This window comes from Streptomyces sp. SCA2-17, assembly GCF_044336695.1.
In genome coordinates, this window is the sequence record NZ_CP117521.1 from 3699479 (window position 1) to 3715095 (window position 15617).

Sequence of the window (15617 nt, forward strand, 5' to 3'; positions counted from 1 at the left end):
TTTACGGTACCGGGTTGCGGGGGGCTGGCCAGGGGGTTGCGGGTGCGGGGTGGGGGCCGGTGGCGGTGCGGGGTGCGGTGCGGTGCGGGGTGGTTCGGGTGCGGGGCGGTTCGGGTGCCGGTGGGTGGTGGGTGCCGGTGGCGGGGGCTCCGGGGTGGGGGTCCGGGGCCGTATATTTACGGGCCCGTTGCCGCGAACGTCGAGGGCACCCCGGTATTGGGCCCACAAATACACGTCAGCGCCCCGGACCCCCACCCCTACGCCCCCACCACCTCCCGCCGTACCTTGCTGCGGGCCGGTCCGTGGCTCGTGGACGGACGAGGTCGCCGCCTACGGGCAAACGCAGTTCGGCGGACGCTCACGTGCGGACGAGCCGCTGGTGTGCGGAACGGCCACCACCCTGATGCGCAGTTCGAGGAGTCGCAGCGACTCTTCGACGTGGGCCGCTTCGGCCGCTTCGGTGGCTTCGTGGGCCCGGCGGCGGCTCGGCCGGAGAACGCGTACGGGGCGGGAGAACTGCCCGTACAGGCACCACCACGTGCGCACACGCGCCGCGAGCCGCCTCACCGTCCGCCTTCCCGCTCCAGCCGCCGCTCCTGGTGCAGCAGGTTCCCGGCGGCCTTGCCCAGGCTCCGGGCGTAGGCGATCGCGGACGCGTACCCGTTCCCGGGCCCGTCCTCAGCCCGCAGCCGCGCCTCCTGCGCCGCGGCGAGGGCGGCCCGGCGGACCAGGCAGCCCACGGGCCGCTCGCCGGCCGCCGCCTCCACCGCCGCGGCGGTCTCCCGGATGTAGCCGAGCAGCCGGTCCGTGACCGCGCTCAGCCGCGGCGGCGCGGGCAGCCACGTCTCCATGTCGGTGGCTTCACGGATGGCCTGGCCGATGGAGACGGACGACGACTCGGAGCGGGTGAGCGTGATCTCGCCACAGGTGTGGGCGGTACGGGGGAACGGAGGCATAGCGGCTCCTTCGAGGGTGTGACTGGCGCCACTCCTCCACACTGGACCGGTTAACCGGTCCAGTCAAGCTGGCGTCAACTCACCGTTCCCATCTCGTAGTTCTCGGTCCGTTCCCACAGGTCTGACGGTGTCACTCCCACCTCGCACACCAGAGGGGCATCATCGGCATCCCGGGCAACATGTAGATCAATTGCCACTGCCATCGGCAGCTGCCGATCGAGCACCTCGGCCTCCGCGGCAGTCGCCAGCCTCACCGTGGTGATGTCCGTTCCCCGCACAGGCGAACGTCCGGTCTGACGAGCTACGTAGTGCGTGGTTCCCTCCGCAATGGGCTTCGCATGGGACAACTTCGGGCACCGGTCGGCCACATCCGCCGGGAACCACGCGCTCACCAGCGACAGCGGCGCCCCGTCGGCGAGCAGTACCAGCCGGTCGCGACGCAGGGCCGTTTCTCCGGGCTGCAGTTCCAGGGCCTCGGCAACATGAGCGGGTGGGGCTTCCGTGACCGGCGGGCCCAGCCGCCGGAAAGGACGGCCGCTCACTACTCGCGCGGCGCCGCTCCTCCGTCCCCCGGCGGGCCTGGCCAACGGCGTATCAGTGACCCGGAATCCCAAGCCCTGCCGCGCGACGATCACTCCGTCGGCCCGCAGCACATCGAGCGCCTTGTTCACCGTCGCCCGAGACACACCCCACTGCTCGCAAAGATCCCGGCCCGAGGGCAGAAGGTCACCCGGCGCGAACTCGCCTTCGGTGATGCGGCGCCGCAAGGAATCGGCGATCTGTTCGTACTTCAGCATCGGCACGGCTGGGCACTCCCGCTTCACTGGACATGTTGACCGGTCACGGTAGAGCATCGCTGTCATGACGCTCCCCCAAGTGGACCCGGAGATCATCGACTTCTACACCGATACCTTCGACGAGGCCACCCGGCTGACGGCAACAGCGGACGGCATGCTGGAGATGGCCCGCACTCAGGAGCTGCTCCGACGTCACCTCCCTCCCGCCCCGGCCGCGATTCTCGACGTGGGCGGCGGGCCCGGAGTCCACGCGCGGTGGCTCACTGCTGACGGGTACCGGGTCCACCTCGTGGACCCGGTGGTCAAACATGTGGCACAGGCCGTCGAGGCCGGAATCACTGCGGAGGTCGGGGACGCGCGGAGCCTCACCGCCGACGACGGCTCCTACGACGCCACGCTCCTCCTCGGGCCGCTCTACCACCTGCTCGAACGCGCCGACCGTGACCAGGCTCTGGCCGAAGCGCGGCGCGTCACCGTACCGGGTGGGCTGATCCTGGCAGCGGCCATCAATCGGTACGCGTCGCTCTTCGAGCACACCGCCACCACGTGGCTGGACCGCGAGAGTGTTCGCGATGCCGTGGCCGACATCCTCGCCACGGGTGTCCACGAGCCGGGCCGCAAGGGGTTCACGGCGGCCTATTTCCACACCGGGCAGGAACTGGCGGACGAAATGCGTGCCGCCGGCCTGCGTGACGTGCGCGTCTACGCGATCGAAGGGCCCACGTGGTCGCTGCTCAAGGCGGCCGAGCAGCACACGGGAGAGCCTGTTTCCCTCGATTCCCCGCTCTTCCGCGCGGCACTCGCCGCCGCCCGCGCCGCAGAACCGTACCCGGATCTCCTCGCTGCCAGTTCACATCTGCTGGCCACGGGCCGGTGCTGAAGGGCGAGCGACGTGCCGCTCCGCGTGCAGTCGGCGGCCTGGACCCCGTACCTCCATGGGGTTCGCTCCGGCCGCCTCTGACGCGGGTCAGAACAGGCCGGCAGCAGGGTGGCGGGTGGGGGCCTTCCGGGCGCGGTCATCAACCGGCCGGGCTGGGCTGCGCGGCGTACAACTTTGCTCGACAATCCGCAGGCGGGCACGGAAGATTTCACGAACGTGCGGAACGTGCTGGCAGCGTTTACCGGGCACAGGGTTCTTCAGGCCTCGGCGGCTTCGGGAGGGCTTCGCGCAGGCGGTCGAGGAATACCCGGGCCGCGGGGCTTGAGGGACCGTTCGCCTGCCAGGCGAGCGCGATGCGGGCGCGCATTTCGGGTTGGACGATCCGCAGGGTGCGGAGCTGTCCATCAGGGGTGGGATCGTCCTCTCCAGCGGGCAGTACGGCAATGCCCAGGCCCCGCGCCGCGAGCTGTACGAGCACGTGCGGAGCTGCCGCCTCGAAGGTCACCCGGGGCCGGAATCCTGCGCGTGCGCAGCCGCGTTCGAGGGCCGCGCGCACGCCGGTGCCGCGTGGCAGGCAGATCAACGGCCGGTCGCGGAGATCGGCAAGCGGAACGCTCGCGCCGGCGACGTAGCCGTCGAGAAGCGGGGCGCCCGGCGCGACCGCGGCAACCAACGGGACGTCGATGACCGTCTGGAAGTCCACTCCGGGCGGGGGCACTTCCTCCACCTGCCCGAGGACGGCGATGTCGAGCTCGCCGGCCAGGAGCGCGGCCTGCATCCGCTCCGTCGTGTCCTCGGTCAGTGTCACCTCGACCGCGGGGTAGGCGTCGTGGAAGTCGGCGAGTAAAGCGGCGATGTCGAAGGCGTGGCCGGTGGCACCGGAGACCAGCCCGAGCGTGACCCGGCCGCGCAGCAGCCCCGTGTACGCATCAACGGTCTGCTGCACCGCGTCCGCGGCGGCCAGTGCGGCGCGGGCGTAGGACAGGACCGCCCGGCCCACCTCGGTCGGAGTCACCGATCGGTTGGAGCGGTCGAGCAGGGGTTGCCCCAACTCCTTCTCCAGCTGGCGGATCTGGGCGCTGAGGCCGGGCTGGGCAAGGTGCAGCCGGACGGCGGCCCGGGTGAAACCGCCCTCCTCGACGACACAGACGAAGTAGCGCAGCTGACGAAGCTCCATAACCAATGATTCTAGGTATCAACAGAACTATCTATTGGCGCTATCGCCAGGTCGGCCACAGGCTTGATCGCATGAAAACCACGACAGCCGGCACCCGGCTCCTCCTGGGCACGGCCCTGCTGTCCACCGGTCTGCTCGCCGGAGCCTTCGGCTACGGCGCCGCCAACCTCGTCCCGACCTTCAACTCCGTGCCGATCGAGATGAGACTCGACTTCCACACCGAGCTGATGAAGATGAACGGGATCACCATGCAAGCCGCCATGGCGGTCTCGGCTCTCAGCACCCTCGCCCTGGCTGCCCTGACACGCGAACGGGCCCGGCTCCTCGCAGCCACGGCAGGGCTCCTGATCGTCACGTCCTTCCTGATCACCCGGTTCGGAAACGTCCCGATCAACGGACGCATCAAGCAGTGGGCCGCGACCACGCCGCCGGCCGGCCATGCGGAAATCCTTCACCGCTGGGAGCTGTTCAACGATGCCCGCACCTGCACCGCGATCGTTGCGTTCGCCGTCCTGATCGCCGTCGCCCTGCGGCAGACCGGCAGGAACAGTGCCTGACAGCGGGAGGCGGCACCTCTGGCGAGATCTTGCGCATTCGTGGCCAACGAAAGCACTTGCGGCACTGCCGCTCCAGAGCTACCGTCCACGCCATCAGACCTCAACGGACCCACACCTCAACCTAGCTGGTGCAGGTACGCATGGGCATCGGGAGGCCCTCATCGAATCCACCGCATCCCGGCCTCAGGCATTCATGAGCCGTCATCCCGACGACTACAGATGATCACGGCATCCGACCCCTGGCAAGGGCACAGCTTCACCGGCATGCTCCTCATCCTGATTACTTGCCCGGCGACCTTGCTGAGCCTTATCGGGTACTTGTGCTCGCGGCTCACCCGACAGGATCGCCGGCAATACGCCCCCTTCCGCCTATGGCGGGACCTGTCCCTGCTGACGACCGCCGCCGCGCTCGCCGTCTACTTGTGGGGATGTCTCCACCTCCTCTTCCTCGTGGACCACGAACTGGCCCAGAGGTGCGAGCGGCACCGTCCCGCGGGAACAGCAACCCTGGTCGGCCTCAGAGGCGATTTCATCCCGCTGCGCGTCGTGTGCAAGACATCGAACGGCCACGACTACTCCATCGTCATCCCCGGCTACCTCAACCCAACCGTCGCCATCCTGTTGCTCCTCACGCTCATCTGCGCCCTCACCTCCGCGGTTCTCTACAGACAGCGCACGACAACACAGGTGAAAGGCTGACCAGGGGCATCGAGCCGCGCCCGGCCCGCGGCGAGGTACGGCGGGAGGTGGTGGGGGCGTAGGGGTGGGGGTCCGGGGCGCTGACGTGTATTTGTGGGCCCAATACCGGGGCGCCCTCGACGTTCGCGGCAACGGGCCCGTAAATATACGGCCCCGGACCCCCACCCCGGAGCCCCCGCCACCGGACCCGAGACACACCCGCACCCGCACTCCGGCGGACCGGCAAAAAAGATCGCGGCCGGCTGTCACACTCGCCCGCCGAGATCCGTCAAAGCAGTGAACAGCAACGACAACGACAACACGCTCGATCACTGCGGAGGAAGCCATGTCTGCCATGCGTTCCCGGATGTCCGACCCCCAGGAGTTCATCCCCGAGATTGCGGAGATCGCCGGCGCTCTCTTCAAGGCCGTCGGCAACCAGTCCGTGCCGCGAGCCACGATCAGCCTGATGCACCTGCGTGCGGGCCAGATCGTGGCCAACACCTACCTGACCGTGCTGCACTCGTCGCTCCTGCGGAAGGCGGACGTGTCGGAGGAGCGCATCACGGCGGTGTCCTCCTGGAGGGACGCGCCGTACTTCTCGGACGCGGAGCGGGCCGCGCTGGCCCTGGTGGAGGCGGTGCTCCAGCCCAACCCGGACGGGGAGCGGGTCTCGGACGAGCTGTTCGCCGAGGTGGCGAAGCACTACGACGAGAAGGCGTTCGCCACGCTGATGATGGCGATCAGCCAGGTCAGCTTCTTCATCCCGATCGCGCTCATAGGCAAGCCCCTGCCCGGCAGGACGTTCGCCGAGACGGATCAGTGGACTGCGCGCTAAGCCGGAGCGGCGGGCCGGCGGCCCGGTTCAGGCGGCGTCGTCGAACAAGGGGCGCCGGCCGGCGCGGCGCCGTACGAATCCGCGGCGGCCGGCCAGCAGGGTGATGCCGGTCCATCCGGCGACGCCTGCGAGGAGGGAGGCGAGCCGGCCGCCCGGATCGAGGTCGGAGGCGGCCTCCAGCGGGATGGCGCCGTCCGGGTCGCTGACGACCACGAGGCGGTCGCCCACCTTCCACTGCGGGTGGTCCCCGCTGTAGTCCAGGGTGTCCTTGAGCTTGCCCGACGAGCCGACGAGGGTGAAGCGGTGGTTCGAACCGCCGTCGGACTCCGCGCTGTCGGCGGTGATCCGGACGGTCTCGCGCACGCCCCGGTGGTCGAGCGCGGCCTCGCGGGCGTACTGGACCGAGCCTACGAGGACGAACAGCGACGGCAGAAGGGAGAGGGCGGCGAGCCACCACGCGCGGTGGAGGAAGCGGAGGACGACGGCGAGCACGAGGCAGCCGATGAAGCCGGTGACGATCGAGATCACCTCGGTGCCCGGCGTGAGGTACGAGATACCGGTGTTGGCCGCGGCGATGACCCAGCCGAGCACCAGCACGGCGAGAGTGAACAGGAAGTACCCGCCCCGATCTACGGTCCCGCTCTGCGGCTTCTTTATGTCCACTTCAGTCATCAAGGCAGCATAGGCGGACCATGGCCCCCGTCCCGCAAGCCCCTGGGTGCACGCCCTCCGGGCCCTGGTCCCCCATGCCCTGAGCCCCGGGCCGGAAGGAAGGAACCCCTCGCTGAACGTTCACGGTCGGGAACTCGGCCGTGCTCCGGAAGGTTCTCTCTACGACTTGCGTGAACAGCCGACCAGCCGCGCCCTGTTGGGCGCCGAGGGGAGAGCTCTGTGACCAAGTGGTTGATCATCGGTGAGGTGACGGTGCTGACCGAGGGAGAGGCGCCGCACCAGCAGATCGAGGTCCTGCGGACCGTGGGCGGGGGCAGGACCCGGGAGCAGGCGCTCGTGGAGCTGCGCAAGGAGGCCAAGAAGTACCGTCCCGCCGCACTCAAGGGCATGGCGTGCGTGGTGGGGCAGGAGAGCGACGGGTCCTTCCTGGTCCTGCCGAAGAAGAGCGGCAAGGGGCACGTCCGGTGCACGGTCCGCCTCGTCGAGGAGGTCTAGCCGCCGGCTGAGGAGGGGCGGGCGCAGGGCGGGCACGGCAGCACCCGCCCCCTGCCTGGCCCCCACCCGCTCCCCATCCGCCGGCCGAACACCCGCTCCCCACTCGTTAGTCGAATACCCGCCCCGCACCCCCTAGTCGAACCAGCGGGCCCGGGCCAGTTCTTCCGTGCGGCTCGGGTCCTCCAGGAGGGCCGCCGCTTCGAAGCGGCGGGACCACGCGCCCGCGGCCCAGGCGAGGCCCGCCGCCACGCCCTCCAGGGTTGCCGCGTGCAGGACGCCGTCGGGGCCCAGGCGCCAGTCGAGTTCCACCCCGTCGACGAGGAGTTCCTCGTGTTCCACGTATGCAGAAGGGGCACCCGGAAGCAGGGTCCGTACGCCTTCCGGGACCTCGCGGAGTTCGCCCTCGCCCGCCGGGGCGGCGGCCTCCAGCGTCTCGCTCAGGCGGCGCACCTGGAGGAGTTCGGCCAGGTCCGCGGCGCGCGCGGGCGGCACGGGCAGGAGGGCGTGGCCGGCGGCGAGGGGGAGCAGGTCCGGGGCGTCCGCCACGACCGCGTCCGCCGCGTCCACGACCCGCACCTCGCTGTCCACGACGGCCCGGAGCTCGTCCGGCAGGGTGACCTGGTCGGGGTCGAGGCGGGCCAGCAGGCCGTAGAGGGCGTGCAGCTGGGCGGCGCCGGCCTCGGCGTCAGGGTCGGCCAGGCGGGCCAGCAGCTCCGCGGCGCCGCCGGGCTCGTCCAGCAGGGCGGCGGCCGAGGTCCGTACGCCCAGGGCGCGCAGCACCTGCTCGTCCGCCAGGTCGCCCGCGTCCGCCGCCTCGTACAGTCCGCGCAGCAGCGGGTCGCCGCCCGCTACGCGCAGGCCCGCGGGGCGGCGGCCGCCGAGGACGGGGTGGCCGCGCAGCCACCAGGCCGTGTACGGCCGGACGGACTCGGTCGTGCCGTCGGGCAGCAGGACGCGCACGGGCGCGGTGAGGGCGTCGCGCAGGGGCGGCTCGGAGAGGAGGGCGAGGGCCTCCGGCCAGGCGTCGTCGTCGACGAGATCGAGGTCGCGGACGGCGACGAGCTCCGTCGCGACGGGCGGCACGGTCGTCTGCGGCAGCTGGTCGAGGATGTCCTCGCACCAGACGTCGACGGCGTCGAGGAGGCCGGCGTCGTCGGGCTCGGGGAAGTCGCCGTCGCGCGGTTCGAGCTCGTCCGGGTCGAGGACGACGTCCGTGGCGCGGACGAGCGCGAAGCCGGCCAGGACGCCCACGGCGGTCAGCGGCTGCTCGCCCCAGCGCTCGGCGAGGGCGGCGTCGCAGGCGGCGAGCTCGCCCGGCCGGATGATGCGTTCGAAGGCGCTGCCGGGCAGGACGAGCTCGCCCGCGGGCGCGAGCTCGCCGTCCTCGTCGGGCAGGGCGAGCGCGGCGAGCCACGGCTCGTCGCCGGGGGCGAGCCCCGCGTCGCGCACGAGGCCGAGGACGAGCTCGGCGAGGCCGTCCGCGTCCAGCGCGTCCTCGTCCCAGATCTCGTCGGCGTCCAGGGACGCCGCCACCGCGGCCCGCACCTGCGGGGTCGTCAGGACCGCGCGCGGCGAGGACGGGGTGGCGCCCAGCTTCTCCAGCAGCGGGTGCGCGGCGTCGGGGTGCGCGACCTTCAGTCCCAGGCGGGAGAGCCGCTCCGAATCCGTGCCGTCCGGCGGCGGGAGCAGCACCTGCCGCGGGCCGATGGCCGTACGGCCGTCCGCGAGCGGCACGGGCAGGCCGCTGAGCCGGTCGGGATCGATGCCGGCGAGGCTGTCGTAGAGCCGCTGCCACCAGGACGGGGCGCGCTCGACACCGGCGAGGCGGTCGACGACCTCCCCGAGCGGCGCCCGCGCGACGCCCAGGGAGCGCAGCTCGGGGCGGCGCTCCAGCCCGGCGGGCAGCAGGTTCGGGAAGAGCTCGCCGAGCACGGCGACGGTCTCCGCGCCCGCACCCTCCACGACCTCGGCGTCGGCCGGCCGCAGCGCGTACGGCTCGGGCCCGCTGCGGGCGAACGGGTCGTCCCACGTGTCGGCGGCCTCCGGGCCGCCGGCCGGGGCGGGGGACGGCTCCGGCGTGTGCCGGGCCGCGTCCGGCCCCTCCGTCCACGGAATGCCCTCCACGCCGCCGCCCCGCGGCACGGCCGGCTCCTGGGCGGGGCCCCCGGCCGCGCTCGGCAGGAACGCGACGCGCGGCAGCCGGTCCAGGATCTGCCGGCGCAGCTCCGCGTCCAGCGCGCCCTGGGCGAGCGGCGACGGTACGAGGTCGAGCGTTCCCGGGCCCACGGGGTGCCAGTCGCGCAGCAGCTGCGCGTACGCCTCGGCAGCGCGGCCGGTGACGAAGTCCGTGAGCGGGCCGGGCGCGGCGTGACGGCGTGTCGGCTCCAGCGGGAAGGTGGCGATGAGCAGCGCCGGCACGCCCAGCGGCTCGTCCGTCGGCGTCGGCGCGTGCACCACGGGCGCGGTGGAGGGGCGTACGGGCGCGCCGTCCTCGCCCACCGGCACGGCCCACGTCACGGACCAGTGCGGGCGCAGCCGCTCCTCCACGGGGCGGTCCGCCAGCAGCGCGGCGTCCAGGGGGCCCGCCTCCTGGGCGATGCGCCAGCGGGCCGCCGAGCCGCGCTCCGAGTCGTCCACCAGGACGTACGGGCCCTCCTGGCGGCGCGTCAGGGTCCGTACGACGCCGTCCGTCTCGACGACGACCTCGGACAGGCCCGGCAAGGTCAGCAGCAGCGCGTCGTCCACGCCCGCCAGCAGACGGGCGGTCAGGTCCTCGGCGGCACCGTCGCGCAGCGGCAGGACGACGACGGTGTCGTAGCCGGCCGGGGCGGAGCCCTCGGCGGGGAGCGGAAGCCTCAGGAGCGGCACGTGGCCCTCGCGGCGGGCCATCTCCTCGGCCAGGCCGGGAGCCTGGACCGCCTCGCGCGCCGCCAGCGCCCGCGCCTCCGCGAGGGACCAGCGGACGCCCCCGGAGCGGCCGACGACCGCCGGCTCGTCACTGACGGCCAGGACGGCGGAGAAGCCCACGCCGAACCGCCCGACGCTGCTCTTCTCCCCACTGCGCTTGGCCGACGCCCGGAGCGTGGCCAGGGATTCGACGCCCGCCGCGTCCAGCGGCGCGCCGGTGTTCGCCGCGGCGAACACGGCCGGGCGGCCGTTGCGGCCCGCGTGCAGCGTCAGCCGGAGCCGGCCGGGCACGCCCGCGCGGGCGGCCGCGTCGGCGGCGTTCTGGGCGAGCTCGACGACGAGGCGGTCGCGGTAGCCGCCCAGCGCGAGGTCCTCCTCGGCGTTGGCGTCCTCCCGGAAGCGGGCCGGCGACGCCGCCCAGGCGTCCAGCACGCCACGCCGCAGGCGACCCGTCCCGAACGGATCCGCCCCTTCGGCTGCGCCCCGCACCATTGCCGTGCCGCTCACGTGTCGTCTCCTGCCGCCGGTGGGTGTTCCTGGGCAGAACGTACCGCGGGGTGGCCGCGGGCCACGTGCGCGGGCCCGGGAGCCGCCGGACGGGCTGGATCCGGGCTGAGCCCAGGCTATAAAAAGCCTGTCCGGCGATTGAGGACGAGCGCCGCCGGGCGCGATAAGCGGGGCATCCCCGAACCGGGGCGCGCTACGAGTGCCCGAGCTCCTCGTCGCCCTCAGGCGCGCTCTCCGCCTCGTCCGCCGCGAGGCGAAGCGGCAGGGGATCGACCAGCGTCTCGTCGATCACCGGCGGCGCCGGCCGCGGCGGCTTCGGCATGACCGCCGCCTCGGAGTGCCCGCCGCAGCCGTACGACAGGGACACGACGTGCCCGTCCGCCGGCCCGAACTCGTTCGCGCAGACGCCGAACGCCTGGCCGAGGGAGCCGCCGATCGGCATGAGGAAGCCGCAGCTGACGCACGAGGCCGGCGCGGCCTGCGCCATGGGGGTCTTGCCGCCGTGGCTCTCGTCCCAGCGGTCGGCGGCGGTGTGCAGCCCGTAGCGGGAGAGGACGCGGGCGCGCCGCATCCCGAGCTCCTCGGCGACGGCCGCCATCGTGCCGCGCGCCGGGACGGCCGGCTGGGCGGCGGGGGAGCCGGCGACGACGTCGGCGTCCTCGGCGTCGGCGAGGCGGTCCATCTCCTCGGAGACGGCCGAGTTCGGCGGCGGGACGTCCTCACCGCTCCAGCCGGGCACGAGGCGCAGGTCCTCGGCGTCGGTGGGCAGCAGGTCGCCGGGGCCCATGTCGCCGGGGCGCAGCCGCTCGCTCCAGGGCACCCACTCGGGGGCGAGGAGGGCGTCCGGCCCGGGCAGCAGCACCGTCTCGTCGAGGGTGACGACCTTGGCGCGGGAGGCACGGGCGACGGTGACGGCCCAGCGCCAGCCGCGGTAGCCGGGGTCCAGGCAGAGGAAGTAGTGCGTGACGACGCGGTCCCCGTCGGCGACGGCCTGGACATGCTCGCCGACCATGCCGGGCAGGGCGGCCTCCTCGGCCGCCGCACGGGCCATGTCGACCGCCTCGGCGCACAGGCGGTCCGGGGTCCGGCTTCGCATCGCAGCACTCACAAGAATCGATTCTCTCTTCCACGCCGTCTCACGAGTGCGCCAGCCGATCGGCCGGGTCGGCGGACGGAGCGGACCGCAGGGCCGCGTCGACGTCCGCGCCCGAACGGTTTCGGGCACACCTAGTCCCTCCCATTCTGCGGGATCGAGACTCGGAGCGCGGCCAGGAACGACCGCCGGTGGCGCGCTACGCACGCTACCCCGCTCAGCGCCGCCGGGGATAGCCGGGCCGCGGCGAGCCCTCCTCCGGCCCGTGCGCCGACCCGGTCGGGAGCGGCTGCTCGTGGCGGTGAAAGTGCCCTGCGCCGTGCGAGTTGGGGCAGTATGGCGTGGTGGGAGCCATCAGGTCGGTCGAGGGCGGACTGCTGCGCCGCACGGCCCGGGGCGCCGGCCGCGTGCTGCGCGCCCCGTTCACGGCTGCCGCGCGGGGCGTGCGGAGGGCGACGCACGCGCACGGCGCGGGGGAGTCGGGCCTGGGCAAGCTGATCGAGTTGCACGCCGTGAATTCCGCGGGCGACATGCTGATCACCGTCGCACTGGCGTCCACGGTGTTCTTCTCGGTCCCCACGGACCAGGCGCGCGGCCGCGTGGCGCTCTACCTGGCGGTCACGATGGCGCCCTTCACCCTTCTGGCCCCGGTGATCGGGCCGCTCCTCGACCGGCTGCCGCACGGCCGCCGGGCGGCGATGGCGGGCGCGATGCTGACGCGGGCGCTGCTGGCGCTGACGATGTCGGGCGCGGTGGCGACCGGCGGCCTGGAGCTGTATCCGGCGGCGCTCGGCGTCCTGGTGGCCTCGAAGGCGTACGGGGTGGTGCGCTCGGCGGTCGTGCCGCGGCTGCTGCCCCCGCGGATCTCGCTGGTGAAGGCCAATTCCCGGGTGACGCTCGGCGGGCTGCTGGCCACGGGCGCGGCGGCCCCGCTGGGCGCGGGGCTGCACACGATCGGGCCGGAATTCCCGCTCTACGGGGCTTTTGTCGTGTTCATCCTCGGCACGGTGCTGTCGTTCTCGCTCCCGCACAAGGTCGACTCGGCGAAGGGCGAGGCCCGGGCCCGGCTGGTGTCCGGCGAGCCCTCTTCGTACCGCCGGACCCCGGCCCTCGCCGGGAAACCCGGGAAAAGGAGCGCGAGGAACGGGAGGGGGTGGAACGGCCGGAAGAACGGCAGCAAGAAGAACAAGCCCCCCGGCCTGCGCACCGTCGGCAGCTCCGTCCTGCACGCGCTCCAGGCCAACAGCGCCCTGCGCATGCTCTCCGGCTTCCTCACCTTCTTCCTCGCCTTCCTCCTGCGCGTCCACCCCCTCGGCGGCCTGAGCCCGGCCTTCTCGCTGGGCGTCGTCGCGGTCGCGGCGGGCGGCGGCAACGCCCTCGGCACGGCGATCGGCGCGCTGCTGCGCTCGCGCGGCCCGGAGAAGACGATCGCGCTCGTCCTGACGGTGTCGCTGGGCACGGCCGTCGTGACGGCCGTGTTCTACGGGGCCTTCTTCGTCGTGGTCGTCGCGGCCGTCGCGGGCATCTCCCAGGCGCTGGGCAAGCAGTCCCTGGACTCCCTCATCCAGCGGGACGTGCCGGAGGAGGTCCGCACCTCCGCGTTCGCCCGCTCCGAGACGCTGTTGCAGATGAGCTGGGTGGTCGGCGGCGCGATCGGCATCCTGCTGCCGCTCAACGGCACCCTCGGCATGGCGGTCGCCGCCGCGGTCCTCGCCCTGGGGGTCGCCACAGCCGTACGGGGCCTGCTGACCGCCGCACGGCGTGGCTCACCGCACCCCCGCGTGGCCTGACCTGGACGGCCCGATAGCCTGCCCGCATGACCGCTGCGATTTTCCGGGGCAAGCGCCGCCGTGCCGCTGCCGCTGTCGGCGCCGTGGCCTTCGGGCTCGTCGCCCTGTCCGCCTGCGACAAGCCGACGCCGCTGGCGACGGTGACCGTCGGCTCGACCACCGTGACCACCGAGGCCGCCTGCTTCGACGAGGGCAAGAAGCTCGACCAGGGCGCCCTCAACAAGTGCATGGCCGACAAGTCCGTCAAGACCGTGAAGGTCCAGCCGGGCGACAAGGTCCGCGTCGGTGTCGACCCCAAGATGGCCGACAAGGGCTGGCTCGTGGCGGTCAACGCCCAGCAGCAGACCAATCAGCTCAAGCAGACCTACACGACCCTCAACGGCGAGCAGCTCTTCGTCAACCGCATGGAGCAGCGCTTCGAGAAGGACGTGATCCTGTCGGTCATCACCGAGGACGGCGTGTGGAACGTCAAGCTCGAACTGGACAAGGGCTGAGCGGACGAGCGCTGACGGGCCGGCGGCCGGCAGGCCGCGTCCCGGCGGGCCCCGGGGCGACGGACCGGTGGTCCCGCTGATGCGCGTCCTCGTCGTCACCGCCGTCGCGGCGGAACGCGACGCGGTCGTCCGCGGCGCGGCGCCGGCCACCACCGGCGCCGGTCCCGCAGAAGAGGCGCCCGGCCGCGTCGTCGAGCTCGCCCTGCCCGGCTACGTGCTGCACCGGCCCGCCCCGGCCGGCCCGCAGCCGCTCGTCGTCGACGTGCTGGCCGCCGGCGTGGGCCCGGCCGCCGCTGCCGCGGGCACGGCGACGGCCCTCGCCGCCGCGGCGCTCTCCGGCAGCCCCTACGACCTGGCGGTCTCCGCCGGCATCGGCGGCGGCTTCACCGCCACGACCGCAGCCACGACCACGGCCACCGCCCCCGGCCGCAGCGCGCCCGTGGGCTCCGTCGTCGTGTCCGACGCGATCGTGGCCGCCGACCTGGGCGCCGAGACGCCCGCCGGCTTCGTACCCGTAACCGAGCTCGGCTTCGGGACGGTGGAGCACCGGCCTCCCGCGGCGCTGGTGCGCGCCGTCGCCGAGGCCGCCGGCGCGCAGCGCGGCGAGGTGCTGACGGTGTCGACCGTGACCGGCAGCGCCGAGCGGGCCGCGGCCCTCGTGGCCGCGCGGCCCGGGGCGCTCGCCGAAGCCATGGAGGGCTTCGGTGTGGCCGAGGCGGCGGCCGCGCACGGCGTGCCCGTCCTGGAGATCCGGGCGGTCTCCAACCCCGTCGGCCCGCGCGACCGTGCCGCGTGGCGCATCGGCGATGCCCTGGAGGCCCTCGCCGGTGCCTCCGCCGCCCTGCGGGAGGCGCTGGAGGCGGCTCCCGCCGAGACCTGGAGCAGCCCATGAGTGAGCCCCTGAAGATCGCCTACTCGCCCTGCCCGAACGACACGTTCGTCTTCGACGCCTGGGCCCACGGCCGGGTCCCCGGCGCGCCCGCCCTGGACGTCACGTTCGCCGACATCGACGTCACCAACGGCATGGCCGAGCGCGGCGAGTTCGACGTCCTGAAGGTCTCCTACGCGGTCCTGCCGTGGGTCCTGGACGAGTACGCCCTGCTGCCGTGCGGCGGCGCCCTGGGCCGCGGCTGCGGCCCGCTGGTGCTCACGCGGGACGCGGGGCAGGGCCCCGAGTCCCTCGCGGGGAAGACCGTGGCGGTGCCGAGCGAGCGCTCGACGGCGTACCTGCTCTTCCGGCTGTGGGCGGCCGCGGAGGTGCCGGGCGGGGTCGGCGAGGTCGTCGTCCTGCCGTTCCACGAGATCATGCCGGCCGTGCGGGACGGCAAGGTGGACGCGGGCCTGGTGATCCACGAGGCGCGCTTCACGTACGGGAATTACGGGCTGGAGTGCCTGGCCGACATGGGGCAGCACTGGGAGAACACCACGGGCCTGCCCATCCCGCTGGGCGCCATCATCGCCAAGCGCTCGCTGGGTGCCGAGCGGCTGCGCGAACTGGCGGAGGCGGCGCGGACGTCCGTACGCATGGCGTGGGACGACCCGGAGGCCTCGCGTCCGTATGTGCTGGAGCACGCGCAGGAGATGGACCCGAAGGTCGCCGACCAGCACATCGGGCTCTACGTCAACGAATTCACGGCCGGCCTCGGGGAGGACGGCTACGCGGCGGTCCGCGGGCTGCTGACCCGGGCCGCGGCCGAGGGGCTCGTACCGCCCCTGGGGCCGGATGCGCTGGCGTTCGTCTGAGCACGGCACCCGGAGCACTCGCGGCACTCGTAG

15 protein-coding genes are annotated in these 15617 nt (G+C 73.1%); 9 read left to right on the forward strand and 6 right to left on the reverse strand.

What is annotated here, in order from left to right; genetic code table 11:
- Nucleotides 1-563: 563 nt before the first annotated feature.
- Both PS271_RS16740 and PS271_RS16745 read right to left on the reverse strand, forming a co-directional pair.
- Complete coding sequence (locus PS271_RS16740; protein WP_398382647.1) at nucleotides 564-956, reverse strand: DUF6415 family natural product biosynthesis protein; 393 nt, start codon at nucleotides 954-956, stop codon at nucleotides 564-566.
- A gap of 74 nt (nucleotides 957-1030) precedes the next feature.
- Nucleotides 1031-1759, reverse strand: coding sequence for a GntR family transcriptional regulator (locus tag PS271_RS16745; protein ID WP_398382648.1), 729 nt, complete (start codon nucleotides 1757-1759; stop codon nucleotides 1031-1033).
- A 58-nt stretch (nucleotides 1760-1817) separates the two neighbouring features.
- Between PS271_RS16745 and PS271_RS16750 the strand changes: the two genes are divergently transcribed.
- The gene (locus PS271_RS16750; RefSeq protein ID WP_398382649.1) at nucleotides 1818-2633 is read left to right on the forward strand and encodes a class I SAM-dependent methyltransferase; all 816 of its coding nucleotides are present in this window, start codon (nucleotides 1818-1820) and stop codon (nucleotides 2631-2633) included.
- A 238-nt stretch (nucleotides 2634-2871) separates the two neighbouring features.
- Here the strand turns inward: PS271_RS16750 and PS271_RS16755 are convergent, their stop codons facing one another.
- Nucleotides 2872-3810: a LysR family transcriptional regulator gene (locus tag PS271_RS16755; protein ID WP_398382650.1), complete on the reverse strand. Its 939-nt coding sequence runs from the start codon at nucleotides 3808-3810 to the stop codon at nucleotides 2872-2874.
- Nucleotides 3811-3881: 71 nt separating this feature from the next.
- Between PS271_RS16755 and PS271_RS16760 the strand changes: the two genes are divergently transcribed.
- The 3 genes from PS271_RS16760 (at nucleotide 3882) to PS271_RS16770 (ending at nucleotide 5883) form a co-directional block, all read left to right on the forward strand.
- Entirely contained in the window at nucleotides 3882-4367 is a 486-nt protein-coding gene (locus tag PS271_RS16760; protein ID WP_398382651.1) for an anthrone oxygenase family protein, read from the forward strand.
- 264 nt (nucleotides 4368-4631) lie between these two features.
- Nucleotides 4632-5066, forward strand: a complete 435-nt coding sequence (locus tag PS271_RS16765) for a hypothetical protein (RefSeq protein WP_398382652.1) — start codon at nucleotides 4632-4634, stop codon at nucleotides 5064-5066.
- A 325-nt stretch (nucleotides 5067-5391) separates the two neighbouring features.
- Nucleotides 5392-5883, forward strand: coding sequence for a carboxymuconolactone decarboxylase family protein (locus PS271_RS16770; protein WP_398382653.1), 492 nt, complete (start codon nucleotides 5392-5394; stop codon nucleotides 5881-5883).
- Nucleotides 5884-5910: 27 nt separating this feature from the next.
- On the opposite strand, the gene PS271_RS16775 is transcribed toward PS271_RS16770, so the two are convergent.
- The gene (locus PS271_RS16775) at nucleotides 5911-6555 is read right to left on the reverse strand and encodes a hypothetical protein (protein ID WP_398382654.1); all 645 of its coding nucleotides are present in this window, start codon (nucleotides 6553-6555) and stop codon (nucleotides 5911-5913) included.
- A gap of 219 nt (nucleotides 6556-6774) precedes the next feature.
- Between PS271_RS16775 and PS271_RS16780 the strand changes: the two genes are divergently transcribed.
- Nucleotides 6775-7050: a hypothetical protein gene (locus PS271_RS16780; protein WP_398382655.1), complete on the forward strand. Its 276-nt coding sequence runs from the start codon at nucleotides 6775-6777 to the stop codon at nucleotides 7048-7050.
- Between the two features lie 132 nt (nucleotides 7051-7182).
- Here the strand turns inward: PS271_RS16780 and PS271_RS16785 are convergent, their stop codons facing one another.
- Together PS271_RS16785 and PS271_RS16790 are read right to left on the reverse strand one after the other, a co-directional pair.
- Nucleotides 7183-10449, reverse strand: a complete 3267-nt coding sequence (locus tag PS271_RS16785; RefSeq protein ID WP_398386891.1) for a sacsin N-terminal ATP-binding-like domain-containing protein — start codon at nucleotides 10447-10449, stop codon at nucleotides 7183-7185.
- Between the two features lie 208 nt (nucleotides 10450-10657).
- Entirely contained in the window at nucleotides 10658-11560 is a 903-nt protein-coding gene (locus PS271_RS16790; RefSeq protein ID WP_398382656.1) for a DUF3027 domain-containing protein, read from the reverse strand.
- Nucleotides 11561-11901: 341 nt separating this feature from the next.
- Between PS271_RS16790 and PS271_RS16795 the strand changes: the two genes are divergently transcribed.
- The 4 genes from PS271_RS16795 (at nucleotide 11902) to PS271_RS16810 (ending at nucleotide 15584) form a co-directional block, all read left to right on the forward strand.
- The gene (locus PS271_RS16795; protein ID WP_398382657.1) at nucleotides 11902-13347 is read left to right on the forward strand and encodes an MFS transporter; all 1446 of its coding nucleotides are present in this window, start codon (nucleotides 11902-11904) and stop codon (nucleotides 13345-13347) included.
- 26 nt (nucleotides 13348-13373) lie between these two features.
- Complete coding sequence (locus PS271_RS16800) at nucleotides 13374-13841, forward strand: DUF2771 domain-containing protein (RefSeq protein ID WP_120757007.1); 468 nt, start codon at nucleotides 13374-13376, stop codon at nucleotides 13839-13841.
- A 79-nt stretch (nucleotides 13842-13920) separates the two neighbouring features.
- Entirely contained in the window at nucleotides 13921-14733 is an 813-nt protein-coding gene (locus PS271_RS16805) for a futalosine hydrolase (protein WP_398386893.1), read from the forward strand.
- Nucleotides 14730-15584 (forward strand): 1,4-dihydroxy-6-naphtoate synthase, encoded by an 855-nt coding sequence (locus tag PS271_RS16810; RefSeq protein WP_398382658.1) that lies wholly within the window; start codon nucleotides 14730-14732, stop codon nucleotides 15582-15584. The genes PS271_RS16805 and PS271_RS16810 overlap by 4 nt, the downstream gene beginning before the upstream one ends.
- Nucleotides 15585-15617: the final 33 nt, after the last annotated feature.